Origin of the sequence: Bradyrhizobium sp. 62 (assembly GCF_023073035.1) — a bacterium.
Classification (GTDB): domain Bacteria; phylum Pseudomonadota; class Alphaproteobacteria; order Rhizobiales; family Xanthobacteraceae; genus Bradyrhizobium.
This window is the reverse complement of record NZ_JADPIT010000015.1, coordinates 724,602-751,045: the sequence shown is the minus strand read 5'-3', so window position 1 is coordinate 751,045 and position 26,444 is coordinate 724,602. Positions and strand designations below refer to the sequence as shown.

General features: G+C 64.2%; 29 protein-coding genes and 1 tRNA gene. 15 read left to right on the top strand and 15 right to left on the bottom strand.

Features of this window, described 5'->3' with window-relative positions:
• Positions 1-27 precede the first annotated feature (27 nt).
• Together IVB47_RS14045 and pxpB are read right to left on the bottom strand one after the other, a co-directional pair.
• On the bottom strand, positions 28-1,065 hold the full coding sequence (locus IVB47_RS14045) for a biotin-dependent carboxyltransferase family protein (protein WP_247462193.1): 1,038 nt from the start codon (positions 1,063-1,065) through the stop codon (positions 28-30).
• On the bottom strand, positions 1,062-1,793 hold the full coding sequence (gene pxpB, locus IVB47_RS14040) for a 5-oxoprolinase subunit PxpB (protein WP_247462191.1): 732 nt from the start codon (positions 1,791-1,793) through the stop codon (positions 1,062-1,064). Before pxpB ends, IVB47_RS14045 begins: the two co-directional genes overlap by 4 nt.
• 247 nt (positions 1,794-2,040) lie before the next feature.
• Here pxpB and IVB47_RS14035 point away from each other — a divergent pair, with 247 nt between their 5' ends.
• Both IVB47_RS14035 and IVB47_RS14030 read left to right on the top strand, forming a co-directional pair.
• Positions 2,041-2,739, top strand: a complete 699-nt coding sequence (locus IVB47_RS14035) for a ribonuclease activity regulator RraA (RefSeq protein WP_247462188.1) — start codon at positions 2,041-2,043, stop codon at positions 2,737-2,739.
• 25 nt (positions 2,740-2,764) lie between these two features.
• Positions 2,765-3,169 carry a cupin domain-containing protein gene (locus IVB47_RS14030; protein ID WP_247462186.1) on the top strand — a complete coding sequence of 135 codons (405 nt, stop codon included), beginning with the start codon at positions 2,765-2,767 and terminating at the stop codon, positions 3,167-3,169.
• 62 nt (positions 3,170-3,231) lie between these two features.
• On the opposite strand, the gene IVB47_RS14025 is transcribed toward IVB47_RS14030, so the two are convergent.
• The 3 genes from IVB47_RS14025 to IVB47_RS14015 form a co-directional block, all read right to left on the bottom strand.
• A complete protein-coding gene (locus tag IVB47_RS14025; protein ID WP_007590916.1) occupies positions 3,232-3,582 on the bottom strand; it encodes a hypothetical protein in 351 nt (116 codons plus the stop codon).
• Between the two features lie 181 nt (positions 3,583-3,763).
• Entirely contained in the window at positions 3,764-4,672 is a 909-nt protein-coding gene (locus tag IVB47_RS14020) for a DUF2147 domain-containing protein (RefSeq protein WP_247462184.1), read from the bottom strand.
• Positions 4,673-4,844: 172 nt separating this feature from the next.
• On the bottom strand, positions 4,845-5,627 hold the full coding sequence (locus IVB47_RS14015) for a transporter substrate-binding domain-containing protein (protein ID WP_247289952.1): 783 nt from the start codon (positions 5,625-5,627) through the stop codon (positions 4,845-4,847).
• A 126-nt stretch (positions 5,628-5,753) separates the two neighbouring features.
• On the opposite strand from IVB47_RS14015, the gene IVB47_RS14010 reads away from it, so the two are divergent.
• Positions 5,754-6,251, top strand: a complete 498-nt coding sequence (locus IVB47_RS14010; protein ID WP_247463161.1) for a DUF1993 domain-containing protein — start codon at positions 5,754-5,756, stop codon at positions 6,249-6,251.
• A gap of 33 nt (positions 6,252-6,284) precedes the next feature.
• Here the strand turns inward: IVB47_RS14010 and IVB47_RS14005 are convergent, their stop codons facing one another.
• From IVB47_RS14005 to IVB47_RS13980, 6 genes are all read right to left on the bottom strand, one after another.
• On the bottom strand, positions 6,285-6,782 hold the full coding sequence (locus IVB47_RS14005; protein ID WP_027566977.1) for a hypothetical protein: 498 nt from the start codon (positions 6,780-6,782) through the stop codon (positions 6,285-6,287).
• A 167-nt stretch (positions 6,783-6,949) separates the two neighbouring features.
• Positions 6,950-7,939, bottom strand: coding sequence for a hydroxyacid dehydrogenase (locus IVB47_RS14000; protein ID WP_247462182.1), 990 nt, complete (start codon positions 7,937-7,939; stop codon positions 6,950-6,952).
• 33 nt (positions 7,940-7,972) lie between these two features.
• On the bottom strand, positions 7,973-9,073 hold the full coding sequence (gene ugpC / locus IVB47_RS13995) for a sn-glycerol-3-phosphate ABC transporter ATP-binding protein UgpC (RefSeq protein WP_027566975.1): 1,101 nt from the start codon (positions 9,071-9,073) through the stop codon (positions 7,973-7,975).
• A 6-nt stretch (positions 9,074-9,079) separates the two neighbouring features.
• Positions 9,080-9,991 carry a carbohydrate ABC transporter permease gene (locus IVB47_RS13990; protein ID WP_247289960.1) on the bottom strand — a complete coding sequence of 304 codons (912 nt, stop codon included), beginning with the start codon at positions 9,989-9,991 and terminating at the stop codon, positions 9,080-9,082.
• Positions 9,991-10,929: a sugar ABC transporter permease gene (locus IVB47_RS13985; RefSeq protein ID WP_247289962.1), complete on the bottom strand. Its 939-nt coding sequence runs from the start codon at positions 10,927-10,929 to the stop codon at positions 9,991-9,993. Before IVB47_RS13985 ends, IVB47_RS13990 begins: the two co-directional genes overlap by 1 nt.
• Before the next feature lie 138 nt (positions 10,930-11,067).
• Entirely contained in the window at positions 11,068-12,408 is a 1,341-nt protein-coding gene (locus IVB47_RS13980; protein ID WP_247289964.1) for an extracellular solute-binding protein, read from the bottom strand.
• Positions 12,409-12,892: 484 nt separating this feature from the next.
• Between IVB47_RS13980 and IVB47_RS13975 the strand changes: the two genes are divergently transcribed.
• Positions 12,893-13,684, top strand: coding sequence for a Spy/CpxP family protein refolding chaperone (locus tag IVB47_RS13975; protein ID WP_247289973.1), 792 nt, complete (start codon positions 12,893-12,895; stop codon positions 13,682-13,684).
• Positions 13,685-13,796: 112 nt separating this feature from the next.
• On the top strand, positions 13,797-14,174 hold the full coding sequence (locus IVB47_RS13970) for a response regulator (RefSeq protein WP_247463159.1): 378 nt from the start codon (positions 13,797-13,799) through the stop codon (positions 14,172-14,174).
• 63 nt (positions 14,175-14,237) lie between these two features.
• Here IVB47_RS13970 and IVB47_RS13965 read toward each other — a convergent pair whose 3' ends face one another.
• The 3 genes from IVB47_RS13965 to glk form a co-directional block, all read right to left on the bottom strand.
• Positions 14,238-14,402 carry a hypothetical protein gene (locus tag IVB47_RS13965; RefSeq protein WP_162847220.1) on the bottom strand — a complete coding sequence of 55 codons (165 nt, stop codon included), beginning with the start codon at positions 14,400-14,402 and terminating at the stop codon, positions 14,238-14,240.
• 143 nt (positions 14,403-14,545) lie between these two features.
• A complete protein-coding gene (locus tag IVB47_RS13960; RefSeq protein WP_007590943.1) occupies positions 14,546-14,749 on the bottom strand; it encodes a hypothetical protein in 204 nt (67 codons plus the stop codon).
• 142 nt (positions 14,750-14,891) lie between these two features.
• Entirely contained in the window at positions 14,892-15,863 is a 972-nt protein-coding gene (gene glk, locus IVB47_RS13955; RefSeq protein WP_247359359.1) for a glucokinase, read from the bottom strand.
• Positions 15,864-16,120: 257 nt separating this feature from the next.
• Here glk and pncA point away from each other — a divergent pair, with 257 nt between their 5' ends.
• The 6 genes from pncA to ilvD all read left to right on the top strand — a co-directional run bounded on the left by pncA (position 16,121) and on the right by ilvD (position 24,268).
• Positions 16,121-16,759: a bifunctional nicotinamidase/pyrazinamidase gene (pncA, locus tag IVB47_RS13950; RefSeq protein WP_247462181.1), complete on the top strand. Its 639-nt coding sequence runs from the start codon at positions 16,121-16,123 to the stop codon at positions 16,757-16,759.
• A 16-nt stretch (positions 16,760-16,775) separates the two neighbouring features.
• Complete coding sequence (locus IVB47_RS13945) at positions 16,776-17,891, top strand: alpha/beta fold hydrolase (RefSeq protein WP_247462179.1); 1,116 nt, start codon at positions 16,776-16,778, stop codon at positions 17,889-17,891.
• A 142-nt stretch (positions 17,892-18,033) separates the two neighbouring features.
• Positions 18,034-20,067: an NAD(+) synthase gene (locus IVB47_RS13940; protein WP_247462177.1), complete on the top strand. Its 2,034-nt coding sequence runs from the start codon at positions 18,034-18,036 to the stop codon at positions 20,065-20,067.
• 14 nt (positions 20,068-20,081) lie between these two features.
• The gene (locus IVB47_RS13935; RefSeq protein ID WP_027566966.1) at positions 20,082-20,468 is read left to right on the top strand and encodes a GrlR family regulatory protein; all 387 of its coding nucleotides are present in this window, start codon (positions 20,082-20,084) and stop codon (positions 20,466-20,468) included.
• Between the two features lie 110 nt (positions 20,469-20,578).
• Positions 20,579-21,823, top strand: a complete 1,245-nt coding sequence (locus IVB47_RS13930) for a DUF1236 domain-containing protein (RefSeq protein WP_247462175.1) — start codon at positions 20,579-20,581, stop codon at positions 21,821-21,823.
• A gap of 594 nt (positions 21,824-22,417) precedes the next feature.
• Complete coding sequence (gene ilvD, locus IVB47_RS13925) at positions 22,418-24,268, top strand: dihydroxy-acid dehydratase (protein WP_247462172.1); 1,851 nt, start codon at positions 22,418-22,420, stop codon at positions 24,266-24,268.
• A gap of 30 nt (positions 24,269-24,298) precedes the next feature.
• On the opposite strand, the gene IVB47_RS13920 is transcribed toward ilvD, so the two are convergent.
• Complete coding sequence (locus IVB47_RS13920) at positions 24,299-24,508, bottom strand: hypothetical protein (RefSeq protein ID WP_247462170.1); 210 nt, start codon at positions 24,506-24,508, stop codon at positions 24,299-24,301.
• On the opposite strand from IVB47_RS13920, the gene IVB47_RS13915 reads away from it, so the two are divergent.
• The 4 genes from IVB47_RS13915 to IVB47_RS13900 all read left to right on the top strand — a co-directional run.
• The gene (locus IVB47_RS13915; RefSeq protein ID WP_035961287.1) at positions 24,507-24,830 is read left to right on the top strand and encodes a hypothetical protein; all 324 of its coding nucleotides are present in this window, start codon (positions 24,507-24,509) and stop codon (positions 24,828-24,830) included. The two genes, IVB47_RS13920 and IVB47_RS13915, sit on opposite strands and share 2 nt — an antisense overlap.
• Positions 24,831-25,113: 283 nt before the next feature.
• A tRNA-Ser gene (locus IVB47_RS13910) sits at positions 25,114-25,203 on the top strand.
• 383 nt (positions 25,204-25,586) lie between these two features.
• Positions 25,587-25,922, top strand: coding sequence for a zinc-ribbon domain-containing protein (locus IVB47_RS13905; RefSeq protein ID WP_247462168.1), 336 nt, complete (start codon positions 25,587-25,589; stop codon positions 25,920-25,922).
• A gap of 333 nt (positions 25,923-26,255) precedes the next feature.
• Positions 26,256-26,444: hypothetical protein (locus IVB47_RS13900; RefSeq protein ID WP_247462166.1), on the top strand; the 189-nt coding region annotated here is incomplete at its 3' end.

Below are 26,444 nucleotides of genomic sequence, written 5' to 3'. Positions count from 1 at the left end.
GCTCTCCGTCTCTGGTCGTCTTGTCGTTTACGGCTCGTCCGCAACCTGCCAGGTCCCGGCGTCGACGGCACTGACAGCATAGCCCGCGACATTGGCATCGCTGAGCGCTTGGATGTTGAGCGCGACGGTGTCGGCGACGCGCAGGCGATCGGGCAGGTTGCGGATCAGCTGCGCAAATTTCCTTGCCTCGTCCTGCGCCTCGGCCATGCTGACCGCCTTGAAGCGGAACGCCGTTCCTGCCGAGGTCTGCGCGAGACGGCCGACATCGGCCGTGATCACGGTCGCGATCTTCGGATAGCCGCCGGAGGTGCCGCGATCCATCATCAGCGCGATCGGCGCGCCGTTGCCGGGCACCTGGATGCTGCCGTTGACGGTGCCATCGGAGACGATGTTGTGGCCATGCAGATGCTTGATCGCGGGGCCTTCCAGCCGGTAGCCCATGCGGTCGGAGGTCGCCGAGATCTTCCACTCGCTGTCGAGGAATAGCGCCTTGTTGGCGTCGTCGAACTCGTCGTCCTGCGGTCCCAGCAAGACGCGGATCGGACCGTTCGATGGCTTCGGCAATTCGATGCGCAGTTCCGGTGCACCGCTTGCGGCATCGACGGTGAACTCGTCGCCGGCCTGCAGCGGGCGCGGGTAGGGGCTGCCGAGCCCGGCACGGGCGTTGACCGCGAGACTGCCGAACACCGGCTCGCCCTTGATCCCGCCTTCGATCGCCAGATAAGTGAACGCGCCGCCGCGGGCAAAGCCCAGCGTCAGCGTCTCGCCGTCCTTCAACGTCACCGATGTTTCCATGGCGACCGGACTTCCCGCGACGTCCGCATTGCGCGGCGCGCCTGAAACCGCGACGCGCACGGCACCGTCGCGCGCGGTGAAGGCGGCGCCGAACGGGCCGACCTCGACAACGGCTGCGAATGGTTCGTTGCCGATAAGCGTGTTCGCCGCCGCGAGCGACAGGCGGTCCATCGCTCCGCTGACCGTCAGGCCATAGCGTTGCGCGCCATGGCGTCCGCCGTCCTGGACCGAGCTTGCTGGCCCGATGCTGGCGATCACGAGCCGGCTCATGCGACCACCTGCTCGGCAATGATCTCGCCGGCCTCGGCGGCGCAGTCCTGTTCCTCGAACGTCTTGTGGTCGATGGCGAAAAACGTCACGCGATCGCCGGGTTCGGTGAGGAAGGTCGGATTGCGGTGGAGCTGATAGGTCCGTACCGGTGTGCGGCCGAGCAGGTGCCAGCCGCTCGGCGCTGCCAGGCACTGGATTCCGGCCTGGATGCCGCCGATCGAGATCGTGCCGGCAGGCGTCAGCAGCCGCGGATTCTGCCGCCGCGACATCTGCAGGGATTTGTCGAGGCCGCTGAGATAGGACCAGCCCGGTGTAAAGCCGATCATGGCAACCTTGTAGTCGCCGGCGACGTGACGCGCGACGATGTCGTCGGCTGTGGTGTTCAGCGCCTTCGCGACGTCCTCGAGGTCGATGCCGTGCTCGCCGCCATAGGCGACGGGAATACGCCAGCGGCGCGCCTTAGTGGCTGGCGGCAGCGGTTGGCTGGCGAGCGCGAGCAGCTTTTCGCCAAGTGCGTCGAAGCCGATCTTGCCGGGATCGTAATGCACCAGCAGCGAGCGATAGGTCGGCACGGACTCGGTGATGGCATCGATCGAGCTTGCCGCGAGCGCCTTGTCGAGCGCCAGCACGCGCTGGTTGGCGTCGTCGTCGATGGTACGGCTGAACTCGACCGTGACGGCGCTGTCGCCACTGGGCAGAAGGCGGGGCGGGGGAAGCGTCGCGGACATGGGCTGTCGAAATCGGGCTTCTGGAGCTACGCGGGCTCGGCCTTGAGCTCCGCTCGTTCCTGCTTCGCGTAAATGCGCCCGCAAGTCCAATAAATTAATGCAGGGGGAGGCGATAAAGCCTTGTTATCGCGACGCATAACTGCGCTGCGGCCCTGCATGATTGGTATCCTCTTGGCCCTTGACGCAAGGCCCGCACCCCGCAAGATGCGCGCGTTCTTTCCCGCCCATCCGGAGCTCGTCTGTTTCCATGTCGCTGTCCCCCGAAGCCCGCAAGACCCTCGCCGGCATCACCACTGCCACCATCACCACGGTCCTGCTGAAGAAGGGCCTGCGCAACATCTGGATGCGCGGCGCGCGTCCGCTGCGCCCGGGTCTGCCGCGCCTGGTGGGACCGGCCTTCACGCTGCGCTTCGTGCCGGCGCGGGAGGATCTGGCGACGCCGGAATCCTGGTCGTCGCCGATCTCGACCCGCACCGCGATCGAGGCGATGCCGGAGGGCTGCATCGCCGTGGTCGACGCGATGGGCATCACCGACGCCGGCATCTTCGGCGACATCCTGTGCGCGCGCATGATGAAGCGCGGCGTCACCGCACTCGTCACCGACGGTGTCGTGCGTGACGTCGAGGGCGTGCTCGGCACCAACTTGCCGGTCTGGTGCGACGGCTATGCCGCGCCGCCGTCGGTTGCCGGCCTGACCTTCGTCGGCTGGGGGGAGCCGATCGGCTGCGGCGGCGTTGCGGTGTTCCCGAACGACATCGTTGTCGCCGACCAGGACGGCTGCGTGCTGATCCCGCAGGTGATGCTCGAGCACGTGCTCAATGAGGGCGTCGAGCAGGAGCGGATGGAAGCCTGGATCGTCAACGAGGTGAACAACGGCGCGGTGCTTCCGGGCCTCTATCCCATGAACGCCGAGACCAAGGCGCGCTACGCCGCAAGCAAGAAGTAATCGGGAAGGAAACGAGGTAAATCCAATGGAGATCACTGTAGCAGGCACGCGGCCGACACGCCGTGCGCCCGGGGAACACTTCACCGGCACCGTGTGGCAGGACCCCGTGATCATGGCGCCCGCGCCGGCGCGGCTGAACTGCTCGCGCGTCTCGTTCGAGCCGGGCGCGCGCACCAACTGGCATCACCATCCGCTCGGGCAGACGCTCTATGTGATTTCGGGGGTTGGCCGGGTCCAGACCAAGGGCGGCCCTGTCATCGAAATCCGTCCCGGCGACACCGTCTGGATTCCACCGGGCGAGCTGCACTGGCACGGCGGGTCGCCGACCAACGGCATGACCCACATCGCCATGCAGGAAGCGCTCGATGGTGTGTTCTCGAACTGGTTGGATCCGGTGACCGACGCGGAATACGGCGCGGCGGTCGGCTAGTTTGCGTGACCCGGCTTTGCGCAGCGACGCTTTGCGTCGCTGTTCGTCCGGGACACGGCACCCTACATCCGCTCCGCCGTCCACGTGCCCGTGCACATGCTGCCGCGCCAGGTGCCGGAGCCCGAGGTGCCGCTGAGCCGGCCGAAGCCGACGGCGCGCTTGATGCCGGTGCTCAAGGTGACGTTGATGCTGCCGGCATCCGCAACGCGGCCTGACGCCGTCACCATGGCGCTGCTCGAGGCGATCTGACCGTTGTTGATGCCGATCGCGACGGTCGAGCCGTTACCGCAGGTCTCGCTCGACGACGAGATGCGGACATTCCATGCACCGTCGAAAGTGCTGGCGCTGGCCTGGGCGGCCGGCAACGCGATGACGATGATGGTGGCGAAGAGAGCCTTGCGAAATCCGTTCATGACACGCCCCTGGGGTTGATCATGCGGGCATCGTGTCACGGACGCGGAACCGGCGATGTGAGGGCTGTCACGCGCGCGACGGGCTCTGTGATGTCGCGCACGTCGCAATCGATTTGGCGGCAAAAGCAAAGGGGACCCGCGCTGCGGGTCCCCTTGTGTCGGTCAGAGTGTCGCCCCGAAGTCAGTTCACACGCGTCCAGGTCTGGCCGCCGCAGAACATGCCGCCGAAGGCGCAGCCCTGCACGCGCAGGCGATCGGTGCCCTTCAGCGCGATGGTTGAATCGTAGGTCGAGCCGGAGTTCGGATCGAGGATGCGACCGGACCATTTCTGGTCCCTGTTCTGATCCTTGCCGGGCTTCATGTTGATCAGAACCTGCTCGCCATTCTGGTTCGATTTCGAATCGACCGAGTAGCCGCAGAGATTGCTGCCGCATTGCTCGATCCGGACCTTGCCTTCCTTCTCCTCGGTGAGCCAGACGCCGAGCGGTGAATTGAGGTCGCGCGTGGGCGCGGTTGCGGGAGCCGGCGGCGCGACGGCGGCCGACTGAACGGGGGCGGGCGCAGGCGCCGGGACGGGAGGCGGAGATGGCGCCGGAGGCGCGGCTGCGACGGTCGGAGCGGGCGGTGGCGGCGGTGCGGGCGGTACTGCGGCCACCGTCGGGGCAACACTCGGGGCCGGTTGAGGCGGCGGCACAAGCGCGTCTTCGGCCGGAGCGTTGTTCGCAGTGGTGGCCGGAGGCGCTGGCGGGGCAGGAGGCGCGACGGCCACGGGGGCTTGGACGGGAGCTTGGGCAGGTGCCTGCTCCGCAGCCGGAGCCGCCGTGACGGGTGGCGGGGCCGGATAGGCCGGCGGCTGCGGGTCAGCTTTGGCTTGTTGCGGTGCCTGCGGGTCCGCTTTTGGAGCCCCCTTGGCATCGTTCTTGGCCTTCTTCGCCTTGCCCTGGCCGGTGTTGTCGTAGACGCCGGGGATTTGCACCGTGCCGCGATCGGGATCGATGCGGATGGTACGCCCGCCATAGTCGAAGGTGTACTGCGCCTGCGCAGCGGTGCTCGCCAAAAGGAATGCGGCCGTGGCCAACAGCTTCCTCATTTCGCATCTCCTGAAACAGGTGGTCCCCGCACCGACGCTTACGCCCCGGTCCGATCGCAAAAAGTGATCTAGATCACTGTCACCGTATGAGTCGTGCTTTCTGCGTTTCGGGTTCAATAACACCGGAGCCGGTCCAAAGTTTGGCCGGGGCAAGCGACAGGAGGACGCGGTCCTAGTCGAACCAGGCGGCGTAGATCTTCTTGTAGCTGCCGTCCTGCATGGAAATGTGCAGCCATTGGTCGACGAACGCCTTCAGCGCCATGTCGCGCTGGAGCCAATACGCCTTCTCTGAGAAGTCGAACGGCTTGTCGGGATGCACCGCGCAGAGCACGCCTTGATGCTGCTTCTGCTGGTAGCGCGTCTCGGAGGCATCCGTCATCATCAGGTCTGCATTGCCCTTGGCGATCTCGTCGAAGATCACGGTATTGTCCGGGAAGACGGTGATGTCGGCGTCCTTGATGTTGGCACGTGCGAAGCGCTCGTTGGTGCCGCCGGGATTGACGATCACGCGGGTGCCCTTCTTGTCGATGTCGGTGATGCTCTGGTATTTGCCGACGTCGGCACAGCGCGCGATCGGCGTCTTGCCCTCGCGCATGATCGGCGTCGAGAAGAAGCCCTTCTTCTGCCGGTCCAGCGTGACCGAGACGCCGCCCATGGCGATGTCAAACTGATCGGCCTCGAAATCCTTCATCAGCTTCGGCCACGCCGTCGGCACGAATTCGACCTTGACGCCCAGCGCCTTGCCGAGCGCCTCCGCCATGTCGACATCGAAGCCGTTGAACTGCTGCGTCGTCTTGTCGAGATAGGTGAAGGGCTTGTAGTCGCCGGTCATTCCGACGCGCAAAGTGCCGCGCTTGACGATCTCGTCGAGGCGGGACGGCGCCGCCTGCTGTGCCTGCGCCGAAAGGTTTGCCAGCAGCACCACGGCCAAAGTCGCCAGAATTCGAATGGTCATTCGAACGATCATCTCTTTTCCACCCATGCCCAAGCTGTCATTGTGCAGCTCTCGAGGGTTGGATTTAGACCAGATGCCCGTGGCTGGCGAGGCGGAAGTGAAGGGAATTTTGAAGTGACGATCTCGATGTATGACGCCTCGGTCGGCGTCTTCGTGCCTTACTTGCGCAACCTGTCCGCACTGCTCGACAAGGGCGTTGCCTATGCCGAAGCCCGGAAGTTCAATCCGGCCGTCCTGCTCGGCATGCGCATCGCGCCCGACATGTACGATCTGGCGCAACAGATCGGCGAGGCCTGCCGCCATGCCACGGTTGCCGCGGCCTTGCTGGCCGAGCGCGAGCCGGTGACGCTGCCGGTGCTGGAGCACGACATGGCCGGACTGCAGGCCCGCATCGCGACGTCCATCGAGTTCATCGAAAGCCTGCCGCGCGCGGAGATCGATGCTGCGGCGGAACGGAATGTCTTCTTCAGGCTGAAGAACGGGACCGAGTTGCCCTTCACCGGGCGGACGCTGCTGCTGACCTTCAGCATGCCGCAGTTCTTCTTTCACGTCACGACCGCCTACGACCTGTTGCGGCACGCAGGCGTCGAGCTCGTGAAGAAGGATTATCTCGGACGACGATAAGCCGAACCGGCGTCCACTTCGCGCGAAAACGCGCTAGGCTTCGCCCTTGCGCTCGTAATCGGCGAGCGAGCTGCGGCCGGCGATCTCGCTGCGCAGCTCTTCGAAGCGCCGATGGGCCTCGTCCTCATGCGCGTCGACGAAATGCACCGCGGCTTCGCCGGTCATCGGGCCGCTGACCACGGGTACCGACTGCTCGCCGATGGTCTCGTGGACGTAGAACTGGCCGTCATCGCCGCGATGGACCGTCCATTTCAGACGGATCGCCACCATCGGCCCGGGGCCGACCTTGCTGTAGCCGTCGGCATCGGTGTGCTCCGGCACCAGCGGCTGCTCCTCGACCACCGGATGCTCATCGACCACAGGGTGCTCGTCGGCGACCCCATGCTCACCGGCAACCACCATTTCGGTCACGGTGACGGTCTCGGTCTCGCGCACGGTCTCGGTCTCGCGCACGACGAGAACGGGTTCAGGATGCTCCAGGATGCTGGCGATGGTCGCCAACGCGTGGTCGGTCGGGTCGATCTCTGACAAGGGTCCATCCTCCAGCTCGACGCGGCCGGCCAGTCTGTCCCACTGCCGCCGCGGCCGGACCTATTACGCGGGTTTGATTAAGGCTGAGTGAGGGCTCGATCTGCACCAAAATGGGACTCATTCTGGCGTTCCGAAGGCGGGGGTCGGCCGCCCGCCCTTGAGATAGCTCAGCCCAGGACATCCTGATTGATGATGTTCTGCCGGATGGGATCGCCGTCCAGCACACTCAGGATGTTGCGCGCGGTCTGCTCGCTCATCCGGCTCACCGCCTCGACCGTGACGCCGGCGACATGGGGGGCCATGATAACGTTGGGCAGCGCGAACAGCGCGTTGCTGACCGGTGGCGGCTCGACCTCGAACACGTCGACGCCGGCACCGGCGAGCTTGCCCGAGACCAGCGCGTCGTACAGCGCCGCTTCCTTCACGATGCCGCCGCGTGCGGTGTTGATGAGGTAGGATTTCGGCTTCATCCGGCCGATCCGCGCCGCGTCGAACAGGCCGACGGTCTCCGGCGTCTTCGGGCAGTGGATGGTGACGAAATCGGCGTGAGGCAGCGCGGCATCGAGATCGGCGACCGGCTCGCAGCCTGCTGCCTTGATCTCTACGGCTGCCTTGTAGGGATCATAGACCTGCACATTCATGTCCATCGCCAGGCAGCGCTTGGCGGTGCGGGTGCCGATGCGGCCGAAGCCGATGATGAGGACGGTCTTGCCGTAGAGGTCGAACGGCAGCATGCCGAGCCGGTCGGCCCATTTGCCGTCCTTGACGCAGGAATGCATCTCCTGCGCACGTTTGGCCAGTGTCAGCATCATGAACAGGGCCTGCTCGGCGACCGAGGGCGAGTTCGCGCTGCCCGCGACCATCAGCGGCACCTTGCGGCGGGAGAGGGCGGGGACGTCGACGGCGTCGTAGCCGACGCCGATCCGGGTCACCACCTTCATGTCCTTCGAGGCTTCAAGCTCGGTCTCGCCGAACGCGGTAGCGCCAAGCGCCACGCCATGGACCGGCGCGTGGCTCTTCAGCAAAGCCTCAAAATCCCTGGCGGAGATCAGGTTCGGAAACTCGATGAGCTCGATGTCATCGCGCTGGGTGAGGAGGGCGCGTGCCCCTTGCGACAAAGTTTGCGTAACAAAGATTTTCTTCTTGTTGGTCGACATCGTCCCTACCTGCACGAGTTTCTTGCCCGGCCGTCACAATACGGCGCCGGTCGCCTCGTTTAGCAGGTGCATATTGTTCAGGTCCATCGCCAAACGCATGGGGCCCCCGTCCTTGGCGCCCGCATTGGGATCGACACGGCCGCAGATCGGCGTGCCCTCCAGTCCGAAATAGACCAGCGTCTCCATTCCCATCGGCTCGGTGACGTCAAGCACGGTGTCGAAGGTCTCGACACCCGGCTCCAGATGCGCATGCGATTCCGTGAGATGTTCGGGACGGATGCCGAGCAACAGGTTTTCAGCTCGGGGCAGCGCGCTGTAATGGGCGGCGCGGGCCGGCGGCAACGGGAACGAGATGCGGTCCGTCAGGCGGACGTTGAGCTTGCCGCCGACGTCCTCGAGCCGGCACGGAATGAAGTTCATCGCCGGCGAGCCAATGAAGCCCGCGACGAAGCGTGTCGCGGGTTTGTGGTAGAGCTCGTTCGGCGTGCCGATCTGCTCGATCCGTCCCTTGTTCATCACCACGACGCGATCGGCCAAGGTCATCGCCTCGACCTGGTCATGGGTGACGTAGACGGTGGTGGTGCGTACTTTCTGGTGCACCTTCTTGATCTCGATCCGCATCTGCACGCGCAGCTTGGCGTCGAGATTGGACAGCGGCTCGTCGAACAGGAAGACTTTCGGGTTGCGCACGATGGCCCGCCCCATGGCAACGCGCTGGCGCTGGCCGCCGGAGAGCTGCTTCGGCTTGCGGTCGATCAGGTCGGTGATGTCGAGGAGGCGGGCGGCCTCGGTCACCCGCGCCTTGATCTCGGCCTTCGGGTAATGCTTGAGCCGCAACCCGAACGACATGTTCTCCGCGACCGTCATGTGCGGGTAGAGCGCGTAGTTCTGAAACACCATCGCGATGTCGCGGTCCTTCGGCGGCACGTCGTTGACGACGTCGCCGCCGATCATGATGTCGCCGTCGGTGATGTCTTCGAGTCCGGCGATCATCCGCAACGTCGTCGACTTGCCGCAGCCGGAGGGGCCGACGAGCACGATGAACTCATGGTCGGAGATGTCGAGATCGATGCCGCGCACCGCCTCGACGTCGTCGTAACGCTTGACCACCTTCCGCAACGCAACCTCAGCCATAAGACATCAACCCTTTGTCGCGCCGGCGGTCAGGCCGGCAATGTAATAGTCCATCAGGAAGGCGTAGATGACCAGCGGCGGGGCAGCGCCAAGCAGCGCGCCGGTCATGATCTGACCCCAGTTGAAGACGTCGCCCTTGATCAGCGTGGTGGTGATGCCGACCGGCAGCACGAGTTGGTCGATGGATGTCGTGAACACCAGGGGATAGAGGAACTGCGCCCAGGACACGGTGAAGGCGAAGATGGTCGCTGCGATCAGGCCCGGCAGGGCGACGGGGATGAAAATCCGAGTCAGGGTCTGGAGCCAGGAGGCGCCGTCGATGAGAGCCGCCTCGTCCAGCTCCTTCGGGATCGAGGCGAAATAACCGATCATGATCCAGGTGCAGAACGGCACCGTCAGCGTCGGATAGATGAACAGCAGCACGTACCATCGGTTGAGGAGCGTGATGCCGGTGATGTCCTGGACAGCAGCGAGCATCTTGAACAGCGGAATGAACAAGAGGCTGTCCGGGACCAGGTAGGTCAGAAAAACCCCGGTCGCCAGCGTCGTCGAGCCCCAGAACTTCATCCTTGCCAGCGCAAAGGCCGCAGGAATGCTGATCAGCATGGTGACGCACACAACGACGATGGAGACGACCGCCGAATTCCAGAAGAAGCGCAAAAACTGGTTCGACGTCAACAGCTCGACGTAGTTCGCCAGGGTGGGATGGAACACCCACCAGGGATTGGTGGCCGCCGAAATCTCCGCGCTGCTCTTAAGGGAGGTGATCAGCATGTAGATCGGCGGGACGAGCGAAAAAATCGCGAACAGCACCAAGAAGAAGTAGGACCAGCGCAGGGCCCATGTCCGATCCCGGCTCATGCTCCGGTACTTGACTTTGCGCGTGGGACCGCCCTTGTCGATTGCAAGCGTGCTCATCAGGCTTCGTTCCCACGTTTGTTGACATCGCGCAGGATGAAGACCGCCGCGACTGCGAGGATAGGCACCATGAACAGCGAGACGCATGCGCCGAGCGGAATATCGCTGCTCTGGATTCCGACCTGGAAGGCCCAGGTGGCGAACAGATGCGTCGAATCCAACGGGCCGCCCGAGGTCAGGATGCGCACGATGTCGAAATTGGCGAAAGTGACGATCAACGAGAACAGCGTTGTGATGGCGATGATGTTGCGCATCATCGGCAGGGTGATGTGCCAGATCTTCTGCCACCAATTGGCACCGTCAATGGCGGCCGCTTCGTAGAGCTGGTCGGGCACCGATTTAAGCGCGGCCAGATACATGATCATGAAGAACGGTGCGCCGTACCAGACGTTGACGAGGATGACGGAGAAACGCGCCCAGAAGGTGTCGCCAAGCCAGGGGATCGGGCCGACACCGAAGAACGACAGCGTGTAATTGAAGGCGCTGTAGGAGGGATCGAACAGCCACAGCCAAGCCAGGGTGCTCATCGCCGGCGGGATCACCCAAGGGACCAGCAGCATGCCGCGCCACTTGCGCTGGCCCTTGGCCGGGAGGTTGTGGACGAAATGAGCGACAATGAAGCCCATCAGCGCTTTGAAAAACACCGCGGTGAGGGCGAAGATGCAGGATTGCCTCACCACCATCCAGAACGTGTCGCGTTTGAACAGGAAGGTGAAATTGCTCAAGCCGACGAACTTCTGCATCGACTTGTTCAGCGTGGCGAGATGCATTGAGTAGAAGGCAGGATAGAGCACGAACAGCGCGATCAGGAGAATCAGCGGCAGCGTCAGGAAGAACGCCATCGTCGACTTCCGCCTGAGTGCATTTTTAAGGCTCGCCCGTTTGCGCGGCCTGGCGGCACGGACGGAGCGAGCTTGCTCAACGACGACATCGGCCATGGTCAGACTTTCTTACGGTACATTCAACAGGGAAGCCGGCCGCATCGGTCGGCCTCTCTCGCAAGGCGATGGAAAAAGGGGGCGAATCCCCGGCGGCTCACGCGCGAACCCGTGAACCGCCATGCCACATACCCGGCATCAGCTGCGCATGAAGCCTTCGCACTCGCCCTCGGCCCAGGCGAGCGCCTGCTCGATGGTCTCGCCACGGGCATAGCGCAGCGCCAGTTTGGTCAACGTCGCCTGGTTGTAGATCTGCTGGGCGATCTTCGGCGGCGCCGGCGAGGCCGCGATCGACATCGTCTGGCGGCCGTGTGGGTCGGGATAGCTATAAAGCGTGCCCTTCGGCGGCCCTTCCTCGGCCCACGTCTTGAGCTTCGTCATGTTTGCGAAAGCCGGGAGATCGTAGCCGCCGCTCGCCGCGACGAACTTTTCGATCGACGACGGCTGCGACAGATGGGTCAGCAGGCTCTTGGCGGCTTCCTTGTTCTTGCCGAAAGCCCAGACGCCCCAGAAGTAGGGCAGGAACGGTGCAAAACGGCCCTTCGGACCGGCGGGCATGCCGTGCGTCCAGCATTGCTCAGCGACTTGTGGTGCGTCGCGTTTCGCAACGGCCCAGGAGCTCGGCGGATTCAAGATCAGTGCTCCGCGGCCCGAGATCAGCCATTTGTTATTAGACGCGTCATCCCAGGAGGCCGCGTCCGCCGGAAGCACCGCGATCAATCTCTTGTAGAATTCGAGAGCCTGACGCACGGCGTCAGTCTTTACGGTGATGTCGCCCTTGGCATTGACGAGCTCGGCGCCGAACGACTGGAAGATCGCGCCGGCGGTATCGACGCTGTCGGTGGTCTCGCCGAGGCCGATCCCGAACGGGACGCCAGCCTTGCTGCAGGCTTCGGCGGCCTTGAGAAAGACTTCCATCGTCCAGTTCTCGTCCTTGGGCACGCTACCGGCCGGATACATCTCCTGGACGTCGATGCCGGCATGCTTCTTCATCAGGTCGATGCGCGAGCAGGGGCCCTTGATCTGACTGCCGACGGTGGCAGGGACGGCAAGCCATTTGCCGCCGGCCTGGCCGAGATATTTGGTCGTGCCGTTCACCTCGCCATTCTGCTTGATGATCGGCTCCATGATGTCGGTGACCGGCTCGAGCTGCTCCGCATAGGCATGCGGCCACCAGGTCGGCATCTGGAGAATGTCGTGACCGGATTTTGCCTGCGCCTCGGCGGCGACGGTTAGTTCGAGCTTCTTGTTGTTGCTGGTGATGTAGTCGATGGAGACCTCGACCTTCTCCTTCGCTGCCCATTCATTGACGAGCGCGGTGGAGGCAGAGTTGGCACCAGGGACCCAATGGTCCCAGAAGCCGATCGAGAGCTTGCCGGCGGCGTAAGCGCCTCGGACATAGGGCGCTGTGATCAGCGCCGCGGAGGACATTGCAGTGGCAGCCACAAATTGACGTCGCGTCAGTGTCTTGCGTGACATCTCGTTTCCTCGCTTGGGTGTTTTATTGTTCTGGCGTTTCCTCTGAACTCTTCCGAGTTCTACTTTTGATTTTCTTTTTTTAAGTTTCTCGTTCGACGTTTCTTATTGATGCCATCGGCTTCGAAGGCAAATTGGTAGCGCGATCAGATCATGATTGATTGCGTCTGTCGAGAAAACCGAGCGGCTTGCGCCTAGAACTAACGTTGTGTCCGCCGAGGTGGCGCTGCCCTCGACGTCACGCGCGAGCCCTAAACCACAGTCGGTCGTTTTGCGATGCACACTGGGCGCGGGCGCGCTGGACCGATACGTGCGCAATTACGCCGCAGTTTCCAAGGAGCCTGCATAAGCACCTCGCGGCAAACACTTTTCGGGCGTGTATAGCAATTATCGGTGGCTAGACCTCGAAGCGGTGAAAACGATAGAGTTGCAACTGGCAAGTGGTTCTCACCCCCAGCAGCCTAATCAGATCGAGATGGAGACCAGAATGATCAACCCGGCGCCGCTCGCGCGGCTTAACCTGCGACGATGGTTCGCGCTGGGATCCGTTTTCGTGTTGCTGCTCGGCGCAGCCGCGGTGGCGAACGCTCAAGGCCTGGTCAAAGGGGTTCAGGAAGGAGCGGCGGCCGGGAACAAGGCGGCAGGTCCGGTCGGCGGCGTGCTCGGCGGCGCGATCGGCGGTGTGGTCGGCGTCTTCACCGGCGTGCTCGGTGTTGGCAACAATGGCAATCAGGCGCCTCCCGCCAAGGATTCAAGCAAGGATTCGAGCAAGGACGCTGCCAAAGACGCCAAGCAGGGCGCCGGCAAGGACAAGGATGCCAAGAGCGCGAAGGCTGGCAAGGGCGCCAAGGCGAGCAAGGAGGCGAAGAACGCGCCGCAGGACAAGGATGTCACCGTCCTCACCCAGACCGGCGCACCGCAATTGACCGCCGACCAGATCGTCACCAACAGCGACTCCTATATCGAGCGGATCAAGACCGAACTGAACCTCACGCCCGACCAGGAGAAGCACTGGTACGGCTTCTCGAGCGCCATGCACTACCTCGGGCATAACGGTGCCGAGCGGCTAAACCTGCGGGTCGCGCGCGCCAAGCGGGATCCGCCCGACGACATCGTCGAGCAGATGCGCAACGAGGCCCAATTCCTCATCGACCGCGCTGCCGACCAGCGCAATGTCGCCGACGCCGCTGAGCCCCTCTATTCGAGCCTCGATGACAAGCAGAAGCAGGTGTTCGTACAGGAGATGGTGCGGCTCAGCCACGAACGAGGACTGGATTGATCAAGTTGAATCGGATCGGGCGCGTCTGAATTAACGGACCCCGCCACGAATTCGTGAATCCTCTTCGCGATTCGGTTATGATCAGCTTCGGAAGCTGATGGGCGGGGTTGATATGGCGGACGGACTCTCCGTTTTCCTGGTCGAAGACGAGACGTTGATCCGGATGATGATGACGGACATGGTGGAGGAACTCGGCCACCACGTCATCGCGGAAGCGGATAATGTTCGGGACGCCAGCGCTTTCGCCATGACCGCGCAGTACGATCTTGCGATCCTCGACATCAATCTCAAGGGCCTCTACGTCGATCCGGTCGCCGACCTGATCGAGCGACGCGGCAAGCCGTTTCTGTTTGCGACGGGCTACGGTCCGGAACTGCTGCCGTCCTTGCTCCGGCGCCGGCCGATCCTGCGCAAGCCCATCTCGATCAATCAGCTCAAGGCAATGATCGATTCGATGTTTCCGGAAGCGGCAGCAAAGACGCCGCACTGAGACCAAAAACAAAAATGGCCGCCCGTCAGGGGCGGCCATTTCGCGACGGAATTCGTCGCGGTCTCACATCAGGCCGGCGCCGAGATCGATGCCGCGCGCCATCAGGCCGAACGAGGCGACCAGGCCCGTGCAGCAAAACAGCAAGATGGTCTTGAATGAAGAAAACGAAGAATCGGCCAAACGCGTTTCGCTGGTGGCCGGCATCGCGGCGATCGAAATCATGCTCATGTTCATTCCCCCCTTTGTTGCCCCTGAATTGCATCAGGTAAGGGAACTCCTAGAGCAAAAAGTTTGACGCGAGCTTTCGAGGGATCGTTAACGAAATCGCAATTGATGCCGCGTTTTCGGGCACCGTAGCGCAACCACTCGTTTCACTGGCGCCCGTTCTTCAGCACGGTAGCGATAGTGTGGGCCGTCATGGCGGCGCGGTCCGAAGCGCGCTGGGCGGCGAGGCGGTCACGCGCCTTTTCCTCGATCAAGAGCTCGATCAGGGCCAGCCGCTTGCCATCGTCGTCCGCCTCGAGCAGCAGGCGGTGATAGCGGTGATAGTCGAAACCCAGATCCTGCTTACGCATGTCACGCCCCCGCAACTACGCCACACACAAGCCAGGATTGTTTCTCATCCGGGACGAACGCGCAAGCACGATCCCGCGTCGAGCGGGCGTGCCGTGCAATCAGCTGTGCATGACTGGAATCCGCGGACGGAGGCGCGCGCCGTTAAGGCTGGTTGTGCTCCGCGAACATCTTCAGGCCGAGGAAACTCGCATCAGGTTTCGTGACCAGCCTGGTCGGGATGTCGCGGAGATAGTCCTGGAAGCGTCCCTTGGCTTCGAAGCGCGCCCGGAATGCGGAAGCCGCAAGGAACTCCGGAAAGCGCGGCACGATTCCGCCGGCGATATAGACGCCGCCGCGGGCGCCGAAGGTCACCGCGAGATTGCCGGCGACCGAGCCGAGGATGGCGCAAAACATGTCCAGCGTCGCGCGGCAGAGTTCGCAACTGCCCTCCAAGGCCGCCTTCGTGATGGCAGCGGCATCGCGATGCGGCACCTCGGCGCCTTCCACTTCGGCCAGCGCCTCGTACAGGCTTTGCAGGCCGGAACCGGACAATGCGCCACGCTCGATGGAGACATGGCCGAGGCGCCGGCGCATGCACGCGATTACGCGTTCCTCGCGCTCGTCCTCTGCCGGCAGGGTCGCGTGGCCCGCCTCGGTGACGACGGCCAACCGTGAGCCGTGGCGCTCGACCAGACAGGAAACACCAAAGCCGGTTCCGGGACCGACCACCAGCAACGGTTCTCCGGGAAGACCCTCCTGTCCGCCGAGCGGGATGAGGTCGGCGGGCTGCAGGGCGGGCAGGGACCAGGCCACCACCTCGAAATCGTTGAGAACATGGACGCTGTCGAAGCCGAGAGCCGGCTGAAGCTCGTTGCCGTCGATGACCCACGGGCTGTTGGTCATGACGCAGCGGTTGTTGGTCACCGGCCCCGCGACGGCCAGCACAGCCCTTCGGGGCGTTTTGCCGTCGGAGCGACGCGCGAGAACATCGGCAATGGCTTCCCGGACCGTCGGGAAGTCTGCCACTTTGACGTAGTCGATCGGTCCGGTCTCATCGCCCTGACTGAGCGCGAAGCGCGCATTAGTGCCGCCGATATCGGCGAGAAGAATCTGTCCTGTCTTGCCGATGGTCATGTGGGTATGGCTGCCACAGCCCCTTTCAGGCTGCGGGAACCGCTTCCTCCGCTCTATCCGGTCGCAAAATGCGAACGGCTTTTAGAATCCGTCCCCTGGTGGATCTAGTCAACACGGATGAGCCCAAACCGTTGCATCCCGGCACCGACGTGGTGCATTCGCGCAGATCGCCGCACCGCTTCGGTGGTTGCGAAGCAGCGCGGGAAGATCGACACTGGAGACGTTCGTTCTGCGCCGGTCGCGCGGGATGGCCTGGAATGGACCTTGCGATGAAGCTTTCCGACCGCGACGTGCTGCTGGTCATCGACGTGCAGAACGATTTTTGCACGGGCGGGGCGCTCGCCGTGCCCGGCGGCGAGGCGGTCGTCCCCGCCATCAACCGGATCGCCCAAAAATTCGCCAATGTGGTGCTGACCCAGGACTGGCATCCCCGCGATCATGTCTCCTTTGCGCCGAACCATGCGGGCAAACAGCCGTTCCAGACTATCGCGCTTGACTATGGCGTCCAGGTGCTCTGGCCGAGCCATTGCGTCCAGGGCACGGCGGGCGCGGAATTTCATCGCGATCTCGACGTCACCCGCGCGAGCCTGGTGGTGCGGAAGGGGTTTCGGCGCGGCATCGATTCCTATTCGGCGCTGTTCGAGAACGACAGGAAAACGCCGACCGGCCTGCTCGGATATTTGCGCGAGCGCGAGTTGAAGACGATCTTCGTCGTTGGCCTCGCGCTCGACTTCTGCGTCCGCTTCTCGGCGGAGGATGCCCGCAAGGCGGGATTCGAGGTCGCCGTCATCGAGGACGCCTGCCGCGGCATCGATCTCGACGGCTCGGTGGCCGCGACCCATCAGAGTTTTCGGGAGCGCGGCATTTCGCTCGTCAGCTTCGAGGCCTTCCTGTGAGGACCGTGAGTTAGCCATGGCAGAGAAGACCGGCAAACAGCAGCGCGCACCGGGCCCGGTCCCGGATGACCCGCTGCTGTGGCCGTTCGCTGCGGCTCGGCTTGCGATGGACGCCTGCTTCGGATGGCTCGAGCGCGCTCCGCCGGAGCAGTCCGACAGCAGCCTGCCGTGGACCACGCCCAACTCGGTCGCGCTGGAGCTCGCGACCATGCGCCTGCGCAATTGCGCGCGGACGGGGTCCGGTCAGCCGGCCCTGGTCTGCGCGCCCTATGCGCTGCACCGGGCCCTGATCGCCGATTTCGCCCCCGGCCACAGCGTGGTGCAGTCCCTGCAAAATGGCGGCATCGACCGGGTCTATCTCACCGACTGGTGCTCAGCCACGCCTGACATGCGCTATCTCTCGATCGACAGCTATCTTGGCGATCTCAACGTCGCCATCGACGAGATCGGCGCGCCGGTCGATCTCGTCGGACTGTGCCAGGGTGGCTGGCTGTCGCTGTGCTATGCGGCGCGCTTTCCCGCCAAGGTGCGGCGGCTGGTGCTGGCAGGCGCGCCCGTCGACCTCTCGATCGACTCCAGGCTGTCGCAGCTCGCCCGCAACGCACCGGAGATGGTCTATGACCAGCTCGTCGCCCGCGGCGGCGGCAATGTCAGCGGCGAGGAGATGCTGCGGGTCTGGTCGAAGGCGCCGAGCCGCGACGACATCGTGAGGGCGCTGCAGAGCGACCTCTCCGGCGAGGAAGGTGCGGCGCTGCTGGCACGCTTCGAGCGCTGGAATGCCGAGCCTCTCAATCTGCCCGGCACCTATTATCTCGAGATCGTCAATTGGATTTTCCGGGAGAACCGGATCGCGCGCGGCGAATTCACGGCCCTCGGCCGCGTGGTTGATCTGAAGGACGTCAAGGCGCCGGTCTTCCTGCTGGCCGGGCTTGATGACGACGTCGTGCCGGCTGCGCAGGCGCTCGCCACCGCCGGCTTGCTCGGCACACCACCGGCCTTCATTGCGGCGGCCTCCGAGCCCAGTAACCACCTTGGCCTGTTCATGGGCGCGCGGACCCACGCCCATGCCTGGCCCCGGATCGCCGAATGGCTGCGCGACGATCTGCCCGGCATGCTGGTGCGCACAGCCTGACACTGCCCCAAGGGCCGGGCAGCGAAAGCTGCAAATCCGTTATGCATGCCGTTGAATGGCCTGCACGGGGCGATGTCGATGGGTTAAATGGAGTCCAGAGCTGGCGGAGGCCGGTCGCGACGAGACAAAGGGACTGTGCTCGATGAGTTTCCACTCGATCTATGCCCACGGATTTGCGCGCGTGGCGGCCTGCGTCACCACCTCTCATGTGGCCGATCCCACGGCAAACGCGAGGGCGGTTCTGGCGGCGGCGAAGGACTGCCACGCGCAGTCGGTAGCGGTTGCCGTGTTTCCCGAGCTGTGCCTGTCCGGCTATGCGATCGAAGATCTCGTCAAGCAGGACCCGCTGCTCGATGCGGTCGAGCGCGGGCTCGCGGCCATCGTCGAGGCATCCTCGGCCCTGATGACCGTCCTGATCGTCGGGGCGCCGCTGCGCTTTGGCAATCGCATCTACAATTGCGCGGTCGTCATTCATCGCGGCAAAGTCCTAGGCGTCGTGCCCAAGAGCTACCTGCCTACCTATCGCGAATTCTACGAGGGACGGCATTTCGCCTCCGGCGCCGGCATCGCCGGTGAGATGATCGCCTTTGGTGGGCTCCATGCGCCGTTCGGCGCCGACCTCCTGTTTGCGGCCGAGGACGTTCCGGGCCTGACCATCGGCGTCGAGATCTGCGAGGACATGTGGATCCCGGTGACGCCGGCGTCCGAGCTCGCACTCGCGGGCGCGAGCGTGCTGATCAATCTCTCGGGCAGCCCGATCACGATCGGCCGCGCCCGCTCGCGCGCGCTCTTGTGTCAATCGACTTCGGCCCGCTGCCTCGCGGCTTACGTCTATTCCGCCGCCGGGGCAGGGGAATCGACCACCGATCTGGCCTGGGACGGCCAGACCTCGATCTACGAGAACGGCGTGCTGCTGGCTGAAGGCGAGCGGTTCCGCCAAGCGGGTCAGATCACGTACGCCGACGTCGATCTCGACCTGCTCAGGCAGGAACGTGCAGCGATGGGCACGTTCGATGACAATCGCCGGCAGCGCGAAGGCTTCTTTCGGAAAGTCAGCTTTGCCCTGAAGCCGCCGGCCGCTGACATCGGATTCCTGCGCAAGGTCGAACGCTTTCCGTTCGTGCCGAGCGACGAGAGCCTGCTCGAGCAGGACTGCTATGAGGCCTACAACATTCAGGTCGCCGGCCTCGTCCAGCGCATGCGCGCGACCGGCACCAAGCGCGTCGTCATCGGCGTCTCGGGTGGGCTCGATTCCACCCACGCTTTGATCGTCGCCGCCAAGGCCGTCGACCTTCTTGGCCTGCCGCGCGAGAACATTCTCGCCTACACCATGCCGGGCTTTGCCACCGGCAGCGAGAGCAAGACCAATGCGCTGGCGCTGATGAAGGCGTTGCGGACGCGTTGGCAGGAGCTCGACATTCGCACCACGGCGACGCAGATGCTGAAGGACATCGGCCATCCCTTCGGCAAGGGCGAGAAGGTCTACGACGTCACATTCGAGAACGTGCAGGCGGGGCTGCGCACGGACTATCTGTTCCGGCTCGCCAACCATCATGGCGGCCTCGTTATCGGAACCGGTGATCTCTCAGAGCTCGCGCTGGGCTGGTGCACCTATGGCGTCGGCGATCAGATGGCGCACTATAATGTCAACGCCGGAGTGCCGAAGACGCTGATCCAGCATCTGATCCGATGGGTGATCGCGTCGAAGCAGTTCAGCGACGACGTCAACCAAACGCTTGGCTCGATCCTAGTTGCTGAAATCTCGCCCGAGCTGGTTCCGGTCGAGCCCGGCGAGAAGCCGCAGAGCACGGAAGCCTCGGTCGGTCCCTACGAGCTCCAGGATTTCAACCTGTTCTACACTCTGCGGTTCGGCATGCGGCCGTCCAAGATCGCCTTCATGGCGTTGCAGGCGTGGAAGGACGTCGCCGAGGGCGAATGGCCGCCGGCATTTCCGACCGACAAGCGCAAGGCCTACGATCTCAAGGAAATACGCCGCTGGCTGGAGGTGTTCCTGCGCCGCTTCTTCGCTTTCAGCCAGTTCAAGCGCTCGGCGATGCCGAACGGCCCCAAGGTTTCGGCCGGCGGCTCATTGTCGCCGCGCGGCGACTGGCGCGCGCCGTCGGATTCGAGCGCGGCAGCGTGGCTTGAAGATCTCGAACGGAATGTGCCGGTTTGAACGGGAGATGAGCGATGTCGGCCGGCGATGGGCCCGAGCAGGGCGGCAACCCACAGAAGGTCCTCAACGGCCTCTACATCTTTGAGATTGAGATGCGTGACGGCAAGCGCGGCCAGGCCAAAGGCGTCGTCGTGCTCTGCGACGGCCGCATCATGGGCGGCGACAGCTATTTCTACTACACCGGCAGCTACACCTTCCGGAACGGAAAATGGCGCGGCGATATGACCGTCAATCAGCACACCGAGGCCGTCGGCAAGCCGCTCGCGTTCGGCGGCAGGGAAGTGACCTGCGGCTTTTCGGGCGACTATTCCGCGGACGGCGCCGAGGTTGAAGGCATGGCGCTGGTTGGCAAGACCAGCGTGACATTCACGGCGCGGCTCACGATGAAGGACCCGATGTGAGACCGGCCTGAGATGTGAGACCCGCGTGATCGGCCCTCGTTCCTGACCAGGAACCTTCGCACCCACAGAACGTTCGCGTCTGTTGTCGCGAATTTCCGAGGAGAGGGACCATGCGCAAGCACTTGATGTTATCGACTGCAGCGATCGGGCTGATGCTTGCTTCCGGCTTCGCCCACGCCCAGGCGCCCGGTGAGCGGAGGGACGAACCGAGACGCAACGAGGAGCCGGCGAAAGGCGCCGCGCCGCAGCGCGGCGGCGCCCAGGAGCGTGTTCAAGAGCGCGCGCAGGGCGCCCAGGACCGATTGCAGGGCGCTGGCCGCGAGGAGAAGGGCGGCGCTGCCAGGCAGGACGCGAGTGACGACAAGCGCCAGCCGGCGAGTTCTGCCGAGCGCAACCAGCCGAAGTCGAAAGATCAGGCACAAGAATCCCGCGAGCCTTCGCGCGATCGCAATCGCGATGCCGAGAGCACGAAACCGGGACGCGACAGCAAGAGCAGCGCCGAGACGAAGCAGGACAAATCGGCGCCGCAGAAATCGACGGCCGAGTCCGAGAAGTCCAAATCCGGCACGTCTAGCCAGCAGAACGAGCGCACGGGTGCCGCGACCAACCAGAACGAGCGCAACCAGACCCAGCCGCCGCGCAACGCGGCTGAGCAGCAGCAGCCGGCGCAACAGAACAACCGGCCGGCCACCGCGACCGACACGAACCGCACGGCCCCGACCAACAACGCGCAGACCGCGCCCGCCAATTCGGGCACGCAGACCAACCAAGCCAACCAGACCAACACGCAGGCCAATCAGCAGACGCAGGTGACGTCCGAGAAGCAGGTGCGGATCTCCGAAACGGTGAGCCGTGCACGCCTGGCGGAGCCGGAGCGTAATCTGAACATTTCGATCCGGGTCGGCGAGACCATTCCCTCGCGCGTGCGCCTTCACAGGCTTCCGCCCGAGATCGTCTCGATCGAGCCCGAATATCGAGACTACGAATATTTCGCGACCGGTGACGACGTCGTCATTGTGGAGCCGCGGACGCATCGCATCGTCAGCCAGGTCCCTCGCGATCCGTCGCGAGCCCGCGCCCAGATGAGCGGCGACACCTCATCGGGAATGGCGGCCGCGGGGGGCAGCAATGTGAACTGCCAGATCATGCGGCGTGACGCCTCGGGCAATGTGGCCCAGGCAGAACCCTCCACCGTAGGCTCGACCGCACGAAACGATTCCCTGAGCGTGACCGTCCAGATGCCCGGCGGCGGCTCGTCCGCGCCGATCGCCCTCGGCGCTGCCGCGGGCAACATCGTGGTCGCGACGCAAGGGCAGGGCGACTGCACGGTGACGATCGAGCCGCAGACGCGTTAAGCGCCCGGGTCGGCATAACGACGCCACAACGACTTCGCGCCGCACGGCTGATCAAGCCGGCGGCGCGAAATCACGTTCAATCTAGAAAGTCCCGAGGTCCGGAGTGCCTAGGAGTCCGGACCTCGTAACCTTGCCCCAGCCTTTGATCCCCCCGCCCCATGTGGTCCCCCAACCCCGTGGTGCGCGATCAGAGGGTGATGCCCTTGGAAGGCCGCCGATCGATGTCCCGCGATGTACGCGACATCGGAATAGGATTCCATTCCGGACGACTACGGATTTTATCGCGCTTGCATTTGCGCGGTGCATGGGCCTGCACGCGCGATTGCCCGAAACCAATGCAAGCGCGCGCCGACTTGTAGCCTGGATGGAGCGCAGCGTAATCGGGGGCCGGTCTCGTCCGCCGGCGCGCACTTGCCCCGGATTGCGCTGCGCTCCATCCGCGCTACGAGAGCCCGCGCCGGGAGCAGGGGAGCCCTGTCCGGCTCAAGTTCCCGTTGCGCGCGTTCCCCCCGTGCGCTATCCGGCCGGAAAGGCCTGAGGCGGCTTCGAAATTTTGCCGCGCCCGGCCAGCCAAACCCGAGGACGGAAACCGCCATGCCAGCCTATCGCTCCCGCACCACCACCCACGGCCGCAACATGGCAGGCGCCCGCGGCCTCTGGCGCGCGACCGGCATGAAGGACGGCGATTTCGGCAAGCCGATCATCGCGGTGGTCAATTCCTTCACCCAGTTCGTGCCCGGCCATGTCCATCTCAAGGACCTCGGCCAGCTCGTCGCCCGCGAGATCGAGCAGGCCGGCGGCGTGGCGAAAGAGTTCAACACCATCGCGGTCGATGACGGCATCGCCATGGGCCATGACGGCATGCTCTACAGCCTGCCGTCGCGCGAGCTCATCGCCGACAGCGTCGAGTACATGGTCAATGCCCATTGCGCCGACGGGATGGTCTGCATCTCGAATTGCGACAAGATCACGCCCGGCATGCTGATGGCCGCGCTGCGGCTCAACATCCCCGCCGTGTTCGTCTCGGGCGGACCGATGGAGGCCGGCAAGGTCACGCTGCAGGGCAAGACCAAGGCGGTCGACCTGATCGATGCCATGGTCGCAGCCGCCGACTCCAAAGTCAGCGACGAGGACGTCAAGGTGATTGAGCGCTCGGCGTGCCCGACCTGCGGCTCGTGCTCGGGCATGTTCACGGCCAATTCGATGAACTGCCTCACGGAAGCCCTTGGCCTTGCGCTCCCCGGCAACGGCACGGTGGTCGCGACCCACGCCGATCGCAAGCGCCTGTTCGTCGAGGCCGGCCACACCATCGTCGATATCGTGCGCCGCCACTACGAGCAGGACGACACGAGCGTGCTGCCGCGCAATGTCGCGAACTTCAAGGCGTTCGAGAACGCGATGACGCTCGATATCGCGATGGGTGGCTCGACCAACACGGTGCTGCATCTGCTCGCCGCCGCCCATGAAGGCGAGGTCGCGTTCACCATGCAGGACATCGATCGGCTGTCGCGCCGCGTGCCGGTGCTCTGTAAGGTCGCACCGTCGGTCGCCGACGTGCATGTCGAGGACGTGCATCGTGCCGGCGGCATCATGGGTATCCTGGGCGAGCTCGACCGCGCCGGCTTGATCGACACCTCGGTCTCGACCGTGCACGCGCCGACCATGAACGACGCGCTGGAGCGCTGGGACATCAAGTGCTCGAAGAGTGAGTCCGTCCGCACCTTCTTCCGTGCCTCGCCCGGCGGCATCCCGACCCAAATCGCCTTCAGCCAGGAGCGTCGCTACGACGAGCTCGATACCGACCGCGAGAAGGGCGTCGTCCGTAACCTCGAGCACGCCTTCAGCAAGGACGGCGGTCTCGCCGTGCTCTACGGCAATCTCGCGCAGGACGGCTGCATCGTGAAGACCGCCGGCGTGGACGCCTCAATCCTGAAATTTTCCGGCCCGGCCCGCGTGTTCGAAAGCCAGGACGCTGCCGTGGAAGGCATTCTGGGCGGCAAGGTCGTCGCCGGCGAGGTCGTGGTCATCATCTATGAAGGCCCGCGCGGCGGCCCCGGCATGCAGGAGATGCTGTATCCGACCAGCTATCTGAAATCGATGGGCCTCGGCAAAGCCTGCGCGCTCGTCACCGACGGACGCTTCTCAGGCGGCTCGTCGGGCCTGTCGATCGGCCATCTGTCACCGGAAGCGGCCGAAGGCGGCAACATCGGCCTGGTGCAGACCGGCGATCGCATCGCCATCGACATCCCGAACCGCAGCATCACCCTCGAGGTCTCCGACGACGAGCTGGCCAAGCGTCGCGCCGCCGAAGAGGCGAAGGGCGATGCCGCCTGGCAGGCGATCGGCCGCAAGCGCAACGTCTCGACCGCGCTGCAGGCTTACGCTGCGCTCACCACCAGCGCCGCGCGCGGCGCGGTGCGCGAGGTCAAGCGTCGCGTGAAGTAACAGCGTCACGTGCCGGCGTGATCGCAAGCATCACGCACCGCGCATGGTCAACAAGTTCTGAACGGCCGGCGCAAGCCGGCCGTTTGCATTAAGGATGCCCCGACGAACTTCGGCAAAGCAAGGTTTTGCGGCGTATACTGGCAGCGACCTTCGCAAATCCATTTCGGGCAATTGGGGCACCACAACAATGTCTCGCACTTTCGCTGTCGTTTCCTCGACCGTCGTCGCTGCGATTTCCATGACGAGCGCTGCTTCCGCCGGCTGCTACAATTGCTACACGCCGCCGCCGTGCACGACCTGTTACCAGCAGCAATACGTGCAGCCGCAATACCGGACTGTCGACGAGACCGTGATGGTTTCGCCCGGCTCCGTGGTGGCGCACCGCGCGCCGGCGCAGTACCGCACCGTGATGGTGCCGCAGACCGTGATGGTGGCGCCGCCGAGCGTCCAGTACGAGCGCATCCCGCCCCAATACGCCACGCGCCAGCGCGTCGAGATGGTCCAGCCGGGCTATTCCTATTACGCTCCGGTGCAGATGAACTGTGCGTCCTGCGGGTATTGAGCTAAAGCAACAATGAACGGACTTCGCGCGGCGCTCCCTCGGGGGCGCCGCTTTTCTTTGCAGCTGGCAAACGAGGCCCGGAAACGGAAGCGACTCCAAACCGGGCCTCGCAACCGGCGACGCCCTGGGAGATGTCGCCAGTGTCCGGGATTGCCGAGAGGGCATAGGGTAAGGGAACAGGCTGACGCTCGCCTGACAGATCCGATGCCGGGGAAAGGGGCGGGCGCCAACTTCGCGTTGCTATGCGCCGTCGACTGCGTTAAGCGACAGCCATTCCGGACTTGGAAGGGTGGCCGAGTGGTTTAAGGCACCGGTCTTGAAAACCGGCGTGCCCGCAAGGGTACCGTGGGTTCGAATCCCACCCCTTCCGCCATCTTCTAGTCCGATGGCGTCCTAATCCGTCTTTCTCTGTCGAAGAGGCGCTTGATCTAAATCGGCCGGGTTCGTTGGTTGGGCTTGGTGGCAGCGCGGGGTCCGGCAGCGTGCCCACGTGGTCTGGTGCCGCTCGGCGCCGGAACGGACGGCCTCTCCATTCCCATGTTCGCAAGCGGCACCCGTTCGGCGCCGGGTGGACTCTCCATGGTCGGCGAGAAAGGTCCCGAGCTGGTCAACTTTCCGCACGGCGCGCAGGTTTTCAACGCCAGTCAAACGCGGGGAATGCGGGGATCAGAGCGGCCCTGCTGTGGTCATGCGACGGTGTGCTGGGAGTAGCTGCCGAACTTGTGGACTGGCCGCCCCGCCGCTACGATTTGCGGCATGGGACGGACCAAAAAGCTGATCGATTGCCACGACTGCGACCACCCGGTTTCACCGAGTGCGTCGGCCTGCCCACATTGCGGCTCGAAGGTGCCGTTCGGTCCTCCCATTCTTCACCGCAAAAGACCCCCGATCTATAACGTCGAGGCGCGCAACGACCGCAACATGGTCGTCTTTGCCGGAACGCTGGGAGGCTTAGGCGCAGCCTATGGATTTGCGACAAGCGCGGGGCCGCTTAGCGCTGCGCTGCTGGTCACGTCGTACGGCATGCTGGGTGTCTTGGCGGGCGTCCCGCTTGCGGCGTTGTTCAACATCACGCGCCGGCTGTGGCGATAGCGACCCCCGGAATCTGGGAAGTCCTAGCGTCGCTCCCGGCGCTCTGATCCGCAATTGATCGGCAGCCGGGAGCATGGGGGCTGGTAAGGAAGCGGTGCCATTTCTACATCCGAATGACTATCCGGGCCGCTTGGGATTCCGGTAGTCTTACGGAATCCTTTTTCGGAACACGGTGTTCTACTGTGAGAACACCGGCGAGATTTAAGTACCAGTTTTTAATTTGCCCGGGATGGCCGCAGTGGGGGCTGGAACCACCCTGCGGCCTTTCGCTTTAGCGAAACCCATTTCCAAGTTGAGCCGTACCGTCTCTGGGGCGAAGTCGGCGGAGAATTCGTGAGCATTCAAATTATTATAGCCGCCATGCTGGAGCGCGAGCTAACAGCGCGCGGCGTGCAATCGTTGGGACATTCCGATTGCATGGAGATCGTCGAGAACCTGCTCGGGCGACTGAAAGATCTGGACCGGGAGTTAGTTGCGCGAGGCGCCAACCAGGCGGTAGGCTCATGGAGAGGCGGCCCCGGG